Below are 15,395 nucleotides of genomic sequence, written 5' to 3'. Positions count from 1 at the left end.
GGCGGGCAGGGGCGCGCCCTGGACGCCGTGCTCCATGGTCACCCGGCCCGAGCGCGCCCGCATCCGGGCAGCCCGGGCGCGGCGCGGGCGCCGGGCGGCGGGCGCGCGGCCGGTGAGGGCGGCAGGTCAGCGGGTGGAACGGTCCAGCAGGGCGAGCGTCACGCCGCCGAGGGGGGTCACCCGGCTCGGTGTGCCGTACCGGGCCCTGAGCGCCTGCGCCTGGTCGTCGGGCATCGCGGCCAGCGGCTCGGCGGTGTCCCCGAGCACCAGCAGCCATATCCGCTGCGCCTGCCCCACGCACTCGGCCGGCCGCGGACAGGCGGAGGGGAAGAGGTCCTCCGCCTGCTCGGCACTGTGCTCGACGAAGACGGGGTAGGGGTGGACGCCCTCCGGCAGGTAGTAGGTGACGCCCGGTCCGACCATCGCCCAGCTCTGGTTGCCGAGCGGGGCCGCCAAGCCGTCCCCGGGCCGGTAGCCGGCCGCGATCAGCTCGGCGGCCGCCCGGTACGGCGCCTCGGAGAGCGAGTGCGAGCCCGGGTCCCGCACCTCGGACTGCGTGGGCAGCGCCGCCGCCGCCGGCACCGCCAGCAGCCCGACCGCCAGCAGCACCCCGGCGGCCCGGACCTGTCCCGGAGTCCGGCTGCGCCGTGCGGCCGCGGCCACCGTCGTGTACACCGCGCGCACCCCGCCGCCGGCCAGCGCGGCCCAGGCCGGCACCGTGAACAGCAGGTACCGGTCGATGAAGTACGAGGTGCTGCCCTGCGACGCCAGCCAGACGGAGGCCACCGGCAGCACCGCGAGCAGCAGCAGCTGCACCGCGGGGAGCCGCCGTCCGGGCAGTACCAGTACCAGCAGGGCGAGCAGGGCGAAGACGTGGAACACCCCGGCCGAGCCGAACAGCGCCTCGCCGAAGTGCTGCAGCGTGTGGAGGCCGGGTTTCCCGATCCAGCCCAGCTGCCGCCCGGACTGTCGGCTGCCCAGCAGCAGCACCGGCAGCACCGGCAGCGTCGCCACGGCCACCGCCAGCGGGTACTGCCAGAGCACCCGCCGCCGCACCGCGCCGCGGGCCTGCCACAGGTGCGCCGCCACCACCGCCAGCTGCCCGGCGAGGGTGCTGAACGAGATCACGTGGCCCGCCCCGGCCACCGCCATCGTCACGCAGTACGGCGCCCAGCGCCTCCAGGTCGGCCGCTCCAGCGCGCGCAGCAGCAGCCAGGTCGCCGCGGCGATCGCGCAGGTCACCAGCGCGTACGAGCGGGCCTCCTGGGCGTACCGGGAGATCGTCGGCACCACGGCGAACAGCAGCCCGCCGCTGACCGCCGCCACCCGGCCGCCGAACAGCCGCTGCGCGGTGAGTGCCACGAACGCCGCCGCGCCGGCCATCGCCAGCACCGACGGCAGCCGCAGCGCGATCATGGAGTCGCCGGCCACCGCGGTCCAGCCGTGCATCAGCACGTAGTAGGCGCCGTTGCTGGCGTCGATGTGCTGGAGCAGCCGGAAGAGGTCACCGAGCGGCCGGGTGGCCGCGGTCCACGTCGACACCTCGTCCCGCCAGAGCTCCGGCGTGCCGAGCCGGTACCCGCCGATGCAGAGCATGGCCAGCGCCGGCCACAACCAGACCTGCCCGAGCAGGCGGAGAGCCGGGTGCGGGGCGGCGGCTGGTCTCATCGGGGGCCTTCGTGATCGGACGGGTGCGGGCAGTCCCTCGCAGGCTACTGGACGCCGTCTGACACCCAGTCGGCAGTCGCCCCTCAGGGCGCCGCCCCCCGCTCCCGCCCTCCCGGACGCCGGGCCGGCGCAGGACCCGCCCGCGTACCGCGGAAACCCCAACACCCGCCCCACCGCCGATCCGGTACGCTGTCCACCGAGTGCGCCTCAGTAGCTCAGGGGATAGAGCACGGCTCTCCTAAAGCCGGTGTCGCAGGTTCGAATCCTGCCTGGGGCACAGAAGGAACGACCCGAGGGAAAAGCCCCGGACCACCACGGTCCGGGGCTTTTTCGTCAGGGTCGCGTACCTCTGGAGGAGGAGACGGCGGCGGGCGGCGTCAGCTCCCGGGGTGATCGGGAACGCGACGTCCTGCCGACAGGGGCGGGGCCCGGGCGAACCTAGGCTCGATCATGATCCTGACGGAGCATCACGGCTGGTCAGGCGGTTGATCCGAGGGGCCATGACGACGTACCGATACACCCTGGCCGAGTTGCGCGGGCAGTTGCGGCAACTGGCGCTCACCGGAGCGGCGATCGCGCTGGGGGTGGCCTTCCTGATCGCCTCGGTCAGCGGCAGCGGGGCGTTGGTCGACTCCTTCAGCCAGAGCGCCGCCGCCGAGGTCGGCCCCGCCGACGTCCAGGTGACGGCGCCGGAGGCGCGGGGCCCGCTGGAGCCGGGGGCGGCCGACCGGGCCCGGCAGGTGCCCGGGGTGGCCGCGGTGTCCGCGCGGCTGGCCGGCCGGGGCGGGGTACTGACGCCCGCCGGGCGCCCGCTGGACGAGGCGGCCGTGATCAGCTCGGTCGCGGCCGACCCGGCGCTGCGCTGGCAGCTGCTCAAGGACGGGCGGTGGCCGGCCGGCCCGGGCGAGGTGCTGCTCGACGCCGACACCGCCCGCCGGGTCGACGCCCGGCCCGGTTCGGACGTCCGGCTCACCCGGGCGGACGGCACCACCGGCACCGTCCGGCTGGCCGGGACGCTGGACGGCCGGGGCGCCCCCGGCTTCGCCGGACGACCGGTCGTCGCGGTGCCGGACGGCTCGGTGGCGCAGTACGCGACCGGGGTCGCCACCACCTCGCTCGACCTGCGCCTCGCCCCGGGTACCTCGCACGCGCGGACCGCCGAGGCGCTGGGGCAGGCCCTCGGCGGCGGGGTCGAGGTCCGGACCCGCGACGCCTCCGTTGCCGAGGCGACCCGGCAGAGCCGGACGCTCTACGGGGTGGTGCTGATCGCGGCGCTGTCGTTCGTGCTGATCGCCCTCGCCGTCGCCCGCATGGTGGTCGGCAACACCTTCTCCGTCGTGCTCGCCCAGCGGACCCGTCGGCTCGCCCTGCTGCGCTGCGTCGGCGCCGACCGGGCCCAGGTCCGGCGGCTCATCCACCGCCAGGGGCTGCTGCTCGGGGCGGGCGCGTCGGCCGCCGGGGTCCTGCTCGGGGCGGGGCTCTGCGGCGTCGGCACCCTGCTGGCCGGCACCGCCGACCTCGGGCCGGTGCACCTCTCGCTCATGCCGTCCCCGGTGACCTGCGTCCTGGCCTGGCTGTTCGGCGTACTGCTCACGGTGCTCGCCGTGCGCGGCCCGGCGAAGGCGGCCTCGGCGGTGCCGCCGGTCGCGGCGCTCGGCGGCGTCGCCGGCCCCACCGGAGGTGCCAGGGTGCGCGCGACGGTGCTGTCCGCGCTGCTGCTGGCGGCGGGCGCCGGACTGCTGGCGGCCGGGGTGACGACCGGGCCGCCGTTGTCGCTGCTCGCGGTCACCCTGGGGGCGATCAGCAGCTTCTTCGGGGTCCTGCGGTTCTGCCACCGGCTGCTCCCGGCCGTCGTCGCCGGGCTGGGCGTACCAGTGCGGCGGTTCTGCGGGACGGCGGGCGGGCTCGCCACCCGGCAGCTCCGGCTCAACCCGGGGCGCACCGGCGCCACCGGATCCGCGCTGCTGCTCGGGGTGACGGTGATGGTGAGCGCGGTCACCGCGCTAGAGATCACCTCCAACTCCCTGGTCCCGGCGGTCTCGGCCCGCCAGCCGGGCGTCTTCTCGGTGACCGCCCCCGGCGGCGCCCCGCTGCCGGCCGGGGCGCTCGCCGCGCTCGGGCGGGAGCGGACGCTCGGCGTCACGCCCGTCCGCTCGGCCGCACTGGAGGTCGACGGCCGCAGCACGCTGGTGGCCGCGGCCGACCCGGCCCTGCTCAACCCGGCCACCGACGGGGCCGGCCAGGCCCGGGCGCTGGCGGACGGCTCCGCCCTCAGCGGCTTCGGCGACGACGGTCCGGCCGGCCCCGGCGAGCACGGCGCGCACCGGGTCGCCGGCACGGCGGGAGCACCGGGCACCACCCTGCGGATCGAGTCCGGCCGCAGCCGGCTGCCGTTCACGCTGCAGAGCGGGGCCGTCCTCTTCGTCACCCCGGCCACCCTGGACCGGCTCGCCCCGGCGGCGGCCGTCACCACGCTGTGGATCAGCCCCGCCGTCGGTGCCGACCGGTTCGCCGCCCGGCAGGCGATGGACCGGGCCCTGGACGGTCAGCCGCAGGTCACCGTCACCGACACGGCCGCGCAGGCCGAGACCCTGCGCTCGCTGCTGGACCGGATGATGCTGATCAGCATGGCCCTGCTCGCCTTCTCGGTGGCGATCGCCGGGCTCGGCGTCGCGGCCACCCTGATGCTCGGCGTCGACGAGCGCGCCCGGGAGATCGGCATGCTCCGGGCAATCGGGATGTCCCGGCAGCAGCTGCGCCGGATGCTCACCCTGGAGGCACTCCTGCTGGCGCTGGCCGGCGCCCTGGTCGGCACGGGCCTGGGCCTGGGCTACGGCTGGGCGGCCGCCAGGTCCGTCACCTCGACCCTGGGCACGGTGGGCGGCCCGCCGGTCCTCCTGGTGCTCGCGGCCCTGGCGCTCACCGTGCTGACCGGCCTCGCCGCGGCCGTCCTGCCGGCCCGCCGGGTGGGGCGGATGACGGTGGTGGACGCGCTGCACGCGCCGTGACGGGGCCGGGTGCTCCCGGGTCCCGGGCGGCTGTGCACGGCCGGCGCGGGACCGGGGCGGTCCCGCCGGTGCTAGCCGGTCGCGCCGTCCGGGCGCTCGGCGGCGTCGTCGAAGGGCGGGTCGTAGGGGGCGGGGCGGGGCGGGGAGACCAGGACGCGCTGGACCCTCGGCCTGGTCCGCCAGTTGACCCGCCGGACGTCCCGGGCGAGGGCGCCGGGCCGCCAGAGCTCGACGCCGATGGTGACCGCGCCCAGCACGAACCCGGAGGCCAGCCACCCGCCCAGCACGTCGCTCGGCCAGTGCACCCCGAGGGCGATCCTCGTCCAGCCGATCGTGAGCACCGTCAGCACGGCGATGGTGCAGGCGGCGATCCGCCCGCCGCGCCGGGTCTGCGACCAGAGCAGCCCGGCCAGGACGGCGCAGGTGATGGTGGAGGCCATCGCGTGCCCGGAGGGGAAGGCCGGGCCGCCGGCGTGCGAGACCGGATCCGGGAAGGACGGCCGCTGACGGTCGAAGGAGAGCTTCAGCAGCCACTGCATGCCCCAGCCGACCAGGGTCTGCGCCACCACCCAGCCGGCCAGCACCCGGGCGCCGATCAGCCAGAGCCAGACCGCGGTGAGGCCGAGCAGCGTCCGCATGGTGATCGTGCCGCCGATGTCGGAGAGCGTCTGCACCGAGGCCGTCCAGGCGGTGCTCTCCCGGGCGTAGCGGTGCATGCCGTCGATCCACCCGTGGTCGAGCCGGGCGAGCGGCTCCCAGCCGGTCTGCACCAGGGCCGCCAGGACGCCGAACAGCAGGGCGCAACCGGCCGCCAGCGCCACACACCAGCGGAGGTGGCGGTTACGCGGGGTGACGGGCGGCGCGCTGTTGGTCAGGTGCATGGCTGACACCTTCCCAGTGTGATGTGCCGAGCGGGCGCTGGACCGATAGCGATTTGGCATCTTTTGTGCGGAGAACCTGCGTGCGCCGGGGCGTGGGCGCGGGCGGATCCCCCGTGGTGCGGGAACGCGGGCGGTGCTGCGGGGGTTCACGAAGGAGAGGGCGGGACGCGTGGAGGGTTGGCGGGGGAGTCGTGCACCGGCTCCCGGGCCGACCCCGGCGGCGCCCCGCCCGGGCTCCGGAGGGCGCACCGCTCCGAACCGGTCGCCCCACTGGCACCGGATGCACCGGAGTGGTCACCCTCCGTCCATCACCGGGGTGAAAACCGGCAGGATACTGCATCGCTGGAAGAATCTGAGCGACTTGGGAATGTTGTCCGGAATCTGTTCGTTGGATCGTTACGTGTGAGCCCCGAGGGGCCCGCACTTCTTGCCCTTCCCGCCCCGACGGGGCAGGCAGGCAACCTCGGCAGCACCAGCAAAGGGAGCAAGCATGGCCACCCGTGCCGTCGTTCGCGACAGGGCCGACCGGACTCGCGCGGCCCGCCCGACCAACCTTGAGGCCGACCGTGACCTGGTCGGTATGTACCTCGACGAGATCGCCAGGACGCCCCTGCTCGATGCCGCCGAGGAGGTCGAGCTCTCACTGCGGATCGAGGCCGGCGTGTACGCACAGCACCTGCTGGAGGAGGGAGAGCTGCCCAAGGGCGTGAAGCGTGAGGAGCTGGAGGCGATAGCCGAGGACGCGGAACGCGCCAAGGACGTCTTCATCCGCTCCAACCTCCGTCTGGTGGTGGCCGTCGCCCGGCGTTACCCGCGCAGCGGCCTCCCGCTCCTGGACCTCATCCAGGAGGGCAATGCGGGGCTGGTCCGGGCGGTCGAGAAGTTCGACTACGCGAAGGGCTTCAAGTTCTCCACCTACGCGACCTGGTGGATCCGGCAGGCGATCACCCGGTCGATCGCCGACCAGTCGCGGACGATCCGGCTGCCCGTCCACCTGGTCGAGGAGCTCGGCCGGATCCGGCGGGTGCAGCGCGAGAAGTCCAAGGAGCTGGGCCGCGAGGCCGATCCGTCCGAGATCGCGGCCGAGCTGGACACCACCGAGGCGCGCATCAAGGACGTGCTGGACTGGGCGCGCGACCCGGTGAGCCTGAACATGTCGGTCGACGACGAGGGTGAGACCCAGTTCGGCGACCTCGTCGAGGACACCGGGGCGACGTCCCCGGAGGACGCCGTGATGGTCATGCTCCGCCGCGAGGAGCTGGACGACCTGATCGGCCGGCTGGACGACCGTACGGCGTCGATCATCCGGTCCCGGTACGGGATGGAGGACGGCCGGGAGCGGACGCTGACCGAGGTCGGCAAGCAGCACGGCCTGACCCGCGAGCGGATCCGCCAGATCGAGAAGCACGCGCTGGCCGAGCTGAAGAAGATCGCCGACCACGCCGGCTTCGAGGCCGCCTGACGGGTTCTCCCGGCGGCCTCGGCCGTCGTCGCCCGGGCCGTCGTCGCCCGGGCCGTCGTCGCCCGGGCCGTCGTCGCCCGGGCCGTCGTCGCCCGGGCCGCCGTCGGCCACCGCCGTGGGCCCCGGCGCGGAACGTTCCGCGCCGGGGCTCACGCGTCCCCGGGCGGCGGCCCGGCCGCAGGGCCGGGGGTGGCTCCGGGGCCCGGCCCGGTGCCGGGAGCTTCTAGGCTGGAGGAGTGGACAACGTGCAAGACGGAGGTCGACCGGTGACCGAGCAGAAGCCCGTGCAGGACGGCACGGACCCCACGACGGCCGCGGGCGCCGGATCCGGTGCCTCCGCCCAAGCGGCGCCGAAGGCCCGCCTGGTCTTCCGCGACCCGCTGGACCAGCAGTCCCGGGACGACACCGACAGCGGCTGGGGCGACCGCCCGGCAGCGGGGGAGAGCAGTGGGCGGGGGCTGGACTGGTACCTGAGCCAGCGCCCGCCGCACCACGGCGGCTGACCGGCGCCCCCCGCACCACGGCGACTGACCGGCGCGTGCCGCTCCGGGCAGGGCGCCTCCGGGCGGCGGCCGACCCGGGCGGCCGGGGCTCAGCGCCGGGGCGTGACCAGCGCGTCGCGGATCTCGGTGAGCAGGACGACCTCCTTGGCCTCCGCCTCCGCCGCCTCCTCGGCAAGGGTCTTCCGCTTGGCGGTGAACCTGGTCATGGGCAGGATCAGGCAGAAGTAGACGACGGCCGCGGTGATCAGGAACTGCAGGGCCGCGCTCAGCACCGAGCCCCAGAGGATGAAGATGCCGGACGTCACCTCCCCGGTCGCGCTCACCTCACAGGGACCCTTGAGGCAGGAGCTGTAGGAGGCCAGGTCCTTGGCCCCGAACACGCCGACGATCGGATTGATCACGCCCTTGACGAAGGCGTTGACAATGTTGGTGAAAGCCGCACCGATGACCACGGCGACGGCGAGGTCGACGACATTTCCCCGCAGCAGGAATTCCTTGAAGCCTTTCATGCCGCGTGAACGACGAAGTCGTTGTCCGGTTACGGGTGATCTTCGGCGGCCCCCGATTGACAACCCGTTTGGTGGACGGGCGTGGCGCCCGGCGGCGGCAGGCCCGCCCGCGCGGGCCCGAACGCCAGCGCCGCCGCCACGGAGAGCAGGAGCAGGGCCGGCAGCCCGGGCCGGTGCCGGAAGGCCTGCCGGAGCCGGTGGAGGCGGCCGGACCCGCGCCGGATCGGCGGGAACGACGGCACCTCCCGCCGGGGCGGGACGGCGGGCGCGGGGAGCGGGAACGGAAGGGGGAGGCTCGTGGTCGTCATGGGCACCGCCGGTGGTCGCAGGGCGCCGGCCCGCTGCGGACCGGCTTCTCGTGACGCACACTCTGGGCCGCAAGCGAGCCCGGCGGAAGTCCTTTCCCCAGGCCTGTGGAAAACCCGGGGTTGTGGATAACTTCCATCAACCGCCCGGGTGAATTCGGCGACTCCGGGAATGCGATCCCAAGCCTGCACGGGAACCACCCCGGGCCCCGCACACCCCCCCCGGGCCCCGCACGGAAACCACCCCGGGCCCCGCACGACGAAGGGCCCGCCGACCCCGCCGGAGCGGGGTCAACGGGCCCTTCGAAAGCCTGGGATCAGCCGGCCGGCTTCGCCGCGGCCGCCGGGGCGGGGCTCGCCGCGGGGGCGGAGCCGCCCGAGGACGAGGCCGGGGCTGCCGACGAGGACGAGGACGACGAGGACGAAGCCGCGCCCACCGAGCTGCTGGAGGACGAGCGGCTGTCGGTCCGGTAGAAGCCGGACCCCTTGAAGACCACACCCACGGCCGAGAAGACCTTGCGGAGCCGTCCCTGGCATTCGGGGCACGTGGTCAGCGCCTCGTCGGTGAACTTCTGCACCGCCTCCAGGCCGTTGCCGCACTCGGTGCACTGGTACTGGTACGTGGGCACTTGTCTTCCTCCTGGCACTCTCGCCTGATGAGTGCTAACGATGGTCAATGATGCGGCATTCCGCTGGATCAGTCCAGCGACTCGAATGTGAGATGAGACGGGGGGCGCCGCCTGGCGCCCCCCGCACGCGTGCTGTACGCGCTCCGCTCAGCGCTCGGCCGCACCGACCAGCTGCCGCGCCACGGGCCGCTCGCCACCGGCGACGACCACCGGGGTGCTCGCCGCCCCCGGCGCGACCAGCAGGTGCCGCAGGGCGACCAGCGCGACCAGGCCAAGTCCGGCGCCGGCCACCGGCACCAGGAACCCGGCCGACGGCCCGTGGCCGTCGATCAGCCGCCCGGCCACCGTGGAACCGGTCGCCAGGCCGAGGCCGATGGCGCCGGTCAGCCAGGTGAAGGCCTCGGTCTTGGCGCCGTCCGCGACCAGCGTCTCGACCAGGGTGTACCCGGTGATCAGGGTCGGCGCGATGGCCAGGCCGCAGACCAGGCCGGCGACGGACAGGGCGACCAGGTTGGGCATCGCCCAGAGCGTCGAGCAGCCCAGCACCAGCAGCGCGTAGCTGGCCAGCATCCGCTGCCGGGCGGCGCGGCGCCAGGCGACCATGCCGTAGAGCACGCCGGCCAGCATCGAGCCGCCGGCGAAGATCCCGTAGACCGTGCCGTTGGCGCCGGGCTGGCCGACGGACTCGGTGAAGGCGGTGACGGAGACCTGCATCCCGCCGAACACGGTGCCGACGCCCAGGAACGCGCCGGCCAGCAGGCGGACGCCGGGCGAGGACAGCGCGGAGACCCGGCGGGCGCCCGGCTGGTGCGGGTGGCGGGCCGGGGCGGTGCGGCGCTGGGCGGCGAAGGCGAGCCCGCCGGCGACGGTCAGCGCGGCCTCGGCGATCAGCCCGGCCGAGGGGTTGACCGAGGTGGCGATGGCGCTGGCCAGCACGGGGCCGATCACGAAGGTGAACTCGTCCGTCACCGACTCGAAGGCGAACGCGGTGTTCAGCTTGGCCGCGGGCGCGCCCTCGGTGGAGAGCTTGGCGACCCAGCGGGAGCGGACCATCGCGCCGATCTGCGGCACGCTGGCACCCGCCGGGGCGGCCGCCAGCAGCAGGGCCCAGACGGGGGCGTGGCCGAGGGCCAGCGCGATCAGCACGCCGACCGAGACGGCGTGCACGATCACGCTCGGCACCAGGACGGCCGCCTGGCCGTACCGGTCGGCCAGCCGGCCGGTCTGCGGCCCGACGAGGGCCTGGGCGACGGCCGAGACGGCCGCGACGGTGCCGGCGGTGCCGTACGAGCCGTGGGTGTCGAAGACGAGCAGCAGGATGCCCAGGCTCAGCATGGCGTACGGGAGCCGCGCGGCGAACGCGGGCGCCAGGAACGTCCAGGCGCCCGGGGTGCGCAGCAGCGCGCCGTAGCCGATGCGGGCGGGCGCCTCGGCGTCGGAGGGGGCGTCCACGGGGACGCCGCTGTTGTCGACCGTTCGGCGGGCCGTCACGGTCGGTCCTTCCTGCTGCCTGGTAGCGCGGAAGGGGCAATGGGTGGCCCCGACGGCGCCGAGAGTCGTCCTCTCGCGCGTCGACCGGGGTAGTTACCGGGCCGGCCCGGTGTGGTTGCCGGGGGTCAGGCCGCGGCCGCCGAGCGGTCGCGCCAACTCTGCTTCAGGCAGATGCTGGGGTGTTTCGTCCATCATACTTATACGCGCGTAGATGTCGCGCTTGCCTCCACAATACAGGGCCCATCCAAATCTGTCCTGCCAATTGAAGGTGAACAGCGGACGAACCCCTCAAGTCGCAGGCCAGGGCGTCCGTTCAGCCACTTCAAGCCCCGCTGCCCGGCCGCCCCCGGGCCCCGCCCGGCCTCCCCCCGGCCCCCCTCAGCGCCCCCGGCCGTTCAGCCACCCGGCGAGCTTGCCGCCCTTGTCCACGGCCCGCAGCCGCCGCTCCGCGGCCTCGCCCACCTCGTCGGTGGTGACCACCAGCAGCTCGTCGCCGCCGCGCAGCACGGTCGCCTTGTCCGGGACGAAGCTGCTCCCCTCGCGGACGACCAGGGTGACCGCCGCCCCGGCCGGCAACCGCAGCTCGCTGATCTCCACGCCGGACATCTTCGAGTCCGGCGCCAGCGCCACCGAGAGCAGGTGTCCGTGCAGCTTCTCCAGCGGGGCGGACTCGATGCCGAGGTCCTGTCCCATCGAGCCCTCGCCGATCCGCAGCCACTTGGCCACCAGGGGCAGGGTGGGGCCCTGGAGCAGGGTGAACACCACGACCAGGATGAAGACGATGTTGAAGACTTCCTGGGCCATCGGGGCGCCCGCGACCATCGGGATGGTGGCCAGCACGATGGGCACCGCCCCGCGCAGCCCGGCCCAGCTCAGCAGCGCCTGTTCGCGCACGGGGAGCCTGAACGGCGTGAGGGTCAGCACCACCGAGAGCGGCCGCGCCAGGAAGACCAGCACCGCGCCGATCACCAGCGCGGGCACCACGGCCGAGCCCATCGACTCGGGGGTGCAGAGCAGGCCGAGCAGCACGAACATGCCGATCTGCCCGATCCAGGCCAGCCCGTCGGCGAAGCCGCGGACGGCCGGTCCGTGCGGCAGCTTGGCGTTGCCGAGGATGACGGCGCAGATGTAGACGGCGAGGAAGCCGGAGCCGTGCAGCAGTGCGCCGCCCGCGTAGGCGAGCACGGTGAGCGCCATGACCGCGATCGGGTAGAGGCCGGAGGACGGCAGTGCGACGTGCTTGATCCCGAACGCGCCGATCCTGCCGATCGCGAAGCCGACGGCCGCGCCGATCGCCAGCTCGGCGACGATCGTGCCGACCAGCACGTACCAGGAGTCCAGCTCGCCCGCGGTGGCGAAGGCCACGACCAGGATGACCACGGGCGCGTCGTTGAAGCCGGACTCCGCCTCCAGCAGGCCGGTGAGCCGGTGCGGCAGCGGCACCATCCGCAGGACGGAGAAGACGGCCGCGGCGTCGGTCGAGGAGACGATCGCGCCGAGCAGCATGGAGGTCCGCCAGTCGAGGCCGACCAGCCAGTGCGCGCCGGCGGCGGTGACGAAGACGCTGACCCCGACGCCGACGGTGGCGAGCACGGTGGCGGCGGGCATCACCGGTCTGACCTCGCGCCAGCTGGTCTTGAGACCGCCCTCGGCCAGGATCACCACCAGGGCGGCGTAGCCGAGCACCTGGGTGAGGGCGGCGTTGTTGAAGGAGACGCCGAGGCCGTTCTGGCCCAGGGCGACGCCGATGCCGAGGTAGATCAGCAGGCTGGGCAGTCCCGACCGGGTCGAGATGCGCACGGCGACCACCGCGACCAGCAGGATCACGGAGAACTCGAGGAGCAGCTGGTTCAAGTGGTCGACGTTCACGCAGGGGCACCTCGGGCAGGCTGGGGGCGGGCGGGGTGTCTGGCGGCGGTGAGGCCGGAGGAGTCGACGGCCGGAAGGGGGACGGGGCCGGCGAAGGCCGATTGCTCCCCTTGTGGATCGTTACTCAGTCTAACATTTTGCCATATCTTTAGCTTCACCTTTCCCACCGGCCTCCCGCCTGCGGTTCTCTGACCTCCCCGGATCCCACCGTGGGCGTCCCCCGTGCACGCCCGCCAGCCGAGTCGGCCTAATGTGGTGCCCTGTCATGGCCGAGTGCCCTGGACATGCCCACCTGCTCCCCAGTCGAGGACCGCAAGGACCCAGATGCCCCGCTCGAAGAAGTTCCGGCGCGCCCGTCTGATCGTGATCGTGCTGGTCGTGCTGCTGGTGGCCGGCACCGGCTACGGCGGCTACCGGGGGGTGGCCGCGGTCCGCGCGTCGTTCCCGGAGGTCGACGGCAGCGTCAAGGTGGCGGGCCTGAGCGCGCCGGTCGACGTCAAGCGGGACGCCAACGGCATCCCCCAGCTCTACGCCGACACCGGCGAGGACCTCTTCCGGGCCCAGGGCTACGTCCAGGCCCAGGACCGCTTCTGGGAGATGGACGTCCGGCGGCACATCACCGCCGGCCGCCTCTCCGAGATGTTCGGCGACGGCCAGGTCGAGACCGACTCCTTCATCCGCACCATGGGCTGGCGCCAGGTGGCGCAGAAGGAGTTCGACGAGAAGCTCGCGCCGGAGACCAAGAAGTACCTCCAGGCCTACGCGGACGGCGTCAACGCCTGGCTCGGCGAACACCCCGGCGGCCAGAGCGCCTCGCTGGAGTACACGCTGCTCGGCGTCGTCAACGGCGGCTACAAGCCCGAGCAGTGGACGCCCGTCGACTCGGTGTCCTGGCTGAAGGCGATGGCCTGGAACCTCTCCGGGAACCTCCAGGAGGAGATCGACCGCTCGCTGCTCGCCCAGGACTTCAGCCCGGAGAAGATCGCCGAGCTGTACCCGGAGTACCCGTACGCGAGCAACGGCACGATCGTGCGGACCGGCACCGTCAGCGGCGACACCTACCGCCCCGCCGACGGCGCCGCCCCGGCCGCCGGTGCGCCCGGCACCGGTTCCGCCGCCCAGGGCGCGGCCGCCACCAAGGCGATGCTGAAGGACGTCACCGACCGGATCGACGCGATGCCGCAACTGCTCGGCCGACAGGGCCAGGGCATCGGGTCCAACTCCTGGGCGGTCGCCGGTTCGCACACCACGACCGGCAAGCCGCTGCTGGCCAACGACCCGCACCTCGGCCCCGGCCTGCCCTCGGTCTGGTACCAGATGGGCCTGCACTGCCGGACCGTCTCGGCCGCCTGCCAGTACGACGTCTCGGGCTTCACCTTCGCCGGCATGCCGGGCGTGGTGATCGGCCACAACAAGGACATCGCCTGGGGCTTCACCAACCTCGGCGCCGACGTCACCGACCTCTTCCTGGAGAAGGTCACCGGCCCGGAGACGTACCTGGTGGACGGCAAGGAGGTGAAGTTCGCGCTGCGCAAGGAGACCATCAAGGTCGCCGGCGGCGAGGACCGCACCATCACCGTCCGCACCACGCAGACCGGCGCACCGCTGATCTCCGACCAGAGCACCGAGCAGCAGAACGTCGGCAAGTACGCGCCGAACGGCACCGCCGCCCCCGACCGCGGCACCGGCGGCTACGGCGTCGCCCTGCAGTGGACGGCGCTCAGCCCCGGCAAGACCATGGACGCCGTCTTCGAGCTGGACCGCGCCAAGGGCTGGGACGACTTCCGGGCCGCCGCCAAGGACTTCGCCGTCCCCGCGCAGAACCTGATCTACGCCGACTCCAAGGTCATCGGCTACCAGGCCCCCGGCGACATCCCCGTGCGCGGCAAGGGCGACGGCACGTACCCGGCCCCCGGCTGGGACTCCGCCTACCAGTGGAAGGGCTCCATCCCCTTCACCGCCCTGCCGTACAGCTACAACCCCCCGGCCGGCTACATCGTCACCGCCAACCAGGCCGTGGTCGACCCCTCGTACAAGTACCTGCTGACCAAGGACTGGGAGTACGGCACCCGGGCCAAGGAGATCACCGACCAGATCGAGGCCAAGCTCAAGAACAACGGCAGGATCTCGCCGGACGACATGCAGGAGATGCAGCTCGACAACACCAGCATCCTCGCGAAGAAGCTGGTCCCGCTGCTGCTCAAGGTGCAGATCGACGACCCGTACGTGCGCGAGGCGCAGGACCTCCTGAAGGACTGGAACTACCACCAGGACGCCGACTCGGCCGCCGCCGCCTACTACAACGGCGTCTGGCGCCAGCTGCTCAGCCTCTCCTTCGGCCAGAAGTTCCCGGCCGACCTGCGGGCCAAGGACAACTGCCTGCTGGTCCGCCGGCAGACCGACCCGACCAAGCCGGACAGCAGCACCCAGATCGTCACCGAGTGCGGCACCCGCGACCCGGGCAAGGCCCAGCCGGACGGCGGCGACCGCTGGACCGAGGTGGTGCGCCAGCAGCTGGACAAGCCCGACAGCGGCTGGTGGACGTACATCGACTCGGGGCACAAGGAGCAGAAGGGCCTGGACAACCTGCTCGCCGAGGCGATGAAGAACGCCCGTCAGGACCTCACCTCGCTGCTCAGCAAGGACGTCTCCACCTGGAGCTGGGGCCGCCTGCACAAGCTGACGCTGCGCGAGCAGACCATGGGGACCGACGACTCGTCGATCGCCTCCGGCGTCGTGCACAAGCTGCTCAACCGCGGCCCCTACCGCCTCTCGGGCGGTTCGGCGGCGGTCGACGCGGCCGGCTGGAACGCGGCCGCCGGGTACGAGGTGGACTGGATCCCGTCGATGCGGATGGTGGTCGACATGAGCGACCTCGACGCCTCGCGCTGGATCAACGTCGGCGGCGCCTCCGGGCACGCCTTCCACCCCAACTACAACGACCAGACCGACCTCTGGCTCGACGGCAAGCTGCTGACCTGGGCCTTCTCGCCGGACGCGGTCGAGAAGTCGGCCAAGAACAAGCTGGTGCTGACCACCGGCTGACCCACCGCAGGACCGCGGCCCCGCC

The 15,395-nt window shown here is 73.5% G+C and carries 10 protein-coding genes and 1 tRNA gene; 5 read left to right on the top strand and 6 right to left on the bottom strand.

Features of this window, described 5'->3' with window-relative positions; genetic code table 11:
- Window positions 1–126 precede the first annotated feature (126 nt).
- Window positions 127–1,668 carry a glycosyltransferase family 39 protein gene (locus ACFC1F_RS00230; protein WP_376154621.1) on the bottom strand — a complete coding sequence of 514 codons (1,542 nt, stop codon included), beginning with the start codon at window positions 1,666–1,668 and terminating at the stop codon, window positions 127–129.
- A 204-nt stretch (window positions 1,669–1,872) separates the two neighbouring features.
- On the opposite strand from ACFC1F_RS00230, the gene ACFC1F_RS00225 reads away from it, so the two are divergent.
- A tRNA-Arg gene (locus ACFC1F_RS00225) sits at window positions 1,873–1,945 on the top strand.
- 223 nt (window positions 1,946–2,168) lie between these two features.
- Window positions 2,169–4,676: an FtsX-like permease family protein gene (locus tag ACFC1F_RS00220; RefSeq protein ID WP_376154620.1), complete on the top strand. Its 2,508-nt coding sequence runs from the start codon at window positions 2,169–2,171 to the stop codon at window positions 4,674–4,676.
- A 71-nt stretch (window positions 4,677–4,747) separates the two neighbouring features.
- Here ACFC1F_RS00220 and ACFC1F_RS00215 read toward each other — a convergent pair whose 3' ends face one another.
- Window positions 4,748–5,557, bottom strand: a complete 810-nt coding sequence (locus ACFC1F_RS00215) for a phosphatase PAP2 family protein (RefSeq protein WP_376154618.1) — start codon at window positions 5,555–5,557, stop codon at window positions 4,748–4,750.
- A 490-nt stretch (window positions 5,558–6,047) separates the two neighbouring features.
- Between ACFC1F_RS00215 and ACFC1F_RS00210 the strand changes: the two genes are divergently transcribed.
- Together ACFC1F_RS00210 and ACFC1F_RS00205 are read left to right on the top strand one after the other, a co-directional pair.
- Window positions 6,048–7,019: a sigma-70 family RNA polymerase sigma factor gene (locus ACFC1F_RS00210; protein ID WP_376154616.1), complete on the top strand. Its 972-nt coding sequence runs from the start codon at window positions 6,048–6,050 to the stop codon at window positions 7,017–7,019.
- A gap of 266 nt (window positions 7,020–7,285) precedes the next feature.
- Window positions 7,286–7,522, top strand: a complete 237-nt coding sequence (locus ACFC1F_RS00205) for a hypothetical protein (RefSeq protein ID WP_376154615.1) — start codon at window positions 7,286–7,288, stop codon at window positions 7,520–7,522.
- A gap of 89 nt (window positions 7,523–7,611) precedes the next feature.
- Here ACFC1F_RS00205 and mscL read toward each other — a convergent pair whose 3' ends face one another.
- The 4 genes from mscL to ACFC1F_RS00185 all read right to left on the bottom strand — a co-directional run bounded on the left by mscL (window position 7,612) and on the right by ACFC1F_RS00185 (window position 12,325).
- Window positions 7,612–8,031, bottom strand: a complete 420-nt coding sequence (gene mscL / locus ACFC1F_RS00200) for a large conductance mechanosensitive channel protein MscL (protein ID WP_376154614.1) — start codon at window positions 8,029–8,031, stop codon at window positions 7,612–7,614.
- A 622-nt stretch (window positions 8,032–8,653) separates the two neighbouring features.
- Window positions 8,654–8,965, bottom strand: coding sequence for an FmdB family zinc ribbon protein (locus ACFC1F_RS00195; RefSeq protein WP_376154612.1), 312 nt, complete (start codon window positions 8,963–8,965; stop codon window positions 8,654–8,656).
- Between the two features lie 147 nt (window positions 8,966–9,112).
- The gene (locus ACFC1F_RS00190) at window positions 9,113–10,417 is read right to left on the bottom strand and encodes an MFS transporter (RefSeq protein ID WP_376154812.1); all 1,305 of its coding nucleotides are present in this window, start codon (window positions 10,415–10,417) and stop codon (window positions 9,113–9,115) included.
- A gap of 417 nt (window positions 10,418–10,834) precedes the next feature.
- A complete protein-coding gene (locus ACFC1F_RS00185) occupies window positions 10,835–12,325 on the bottom strand; it encodes a potassium/proton antiporter (protein ID WP_376154610.1) in 1,491 nt (496 codons plus the stop codon).
- Between the two features lie 324 nt (window positions 12,326–12,649).
- Between ACFC1F_RS00185 and ACFC1F_RS00180 the strand changes: the two genes are divergently transcribed.
- Window positions 12,650–15,370, top strand: a complete 2,721-nt coding sequence (locus ACFC1F_RS00180) for a penicillin acylase family protein (protein ID WP_376154608.1) — start codon at window positions 12,650–12,652, stop codon at window positions 15,368–15,370.
- Window positions 15,371–15,395 lie beyond the last annotated feature (25 nt).

Source organism: Kitasatospora sp. NPDC056181 (assembly GCF_042266225.1).
In the GTDB taxonomy this organism is placed as follows: domain Bacteria; phylum Actinomycetota; class Actinomycetes; order Streptomycetales; family Streptomycetaceae; genus Kitasatospora.
This window is presented reverse-complemented; position numbering and strand designations above follow the sequence as displayed.

Bases quoted from the DNA above. Each gene is read 5' to 3' on its own strand.
- ACFC1F_RS00230 (WP_376154621.1), bottom strand. From the start codon at position 1,668: ATGAGACCAGCCGCCGCCCCGCACCCGGCTCTCCGCCTGCTCGGGCAG.
- ACFC1F_RS00220 (WP_376154620.1), top strand. From the start codon at position 2,169: ATGACGACGTACCGATACACCCTGGCCGAGTTGCGCGGGCAGTTGCGG.
- ACFC1F_RS00215 (WP_376154618.1), bottom strand. From the start codon at position 5,557: ATGCACCTGACCAACAGCGCGCCGCCCGTCACCCCGCGTAACCGCCAC.
- mscL (WP_376154614.1), bottom strand. From the start codon at position 8,031: ATGAAAGGCTTCAAGGAATTCCTGCTGCGGGGAAATGTCGTCGACCTC.
- ACFC1F_RS00180 (WP_376154608.1), top strand. From the start codon at position 12,650: ATGCCCCGCTCGAAGAAGTTCCGGCGCGCCCGTCTGATCGTGATCGTG.
- ACFC1F_RS00210 (WP_376154616.1), top strand. From the start codon at position 6,048: ATGGCCACCCGTGCCGTCGTTCGCGACAGGGCCGACCGGACTCGCGCG.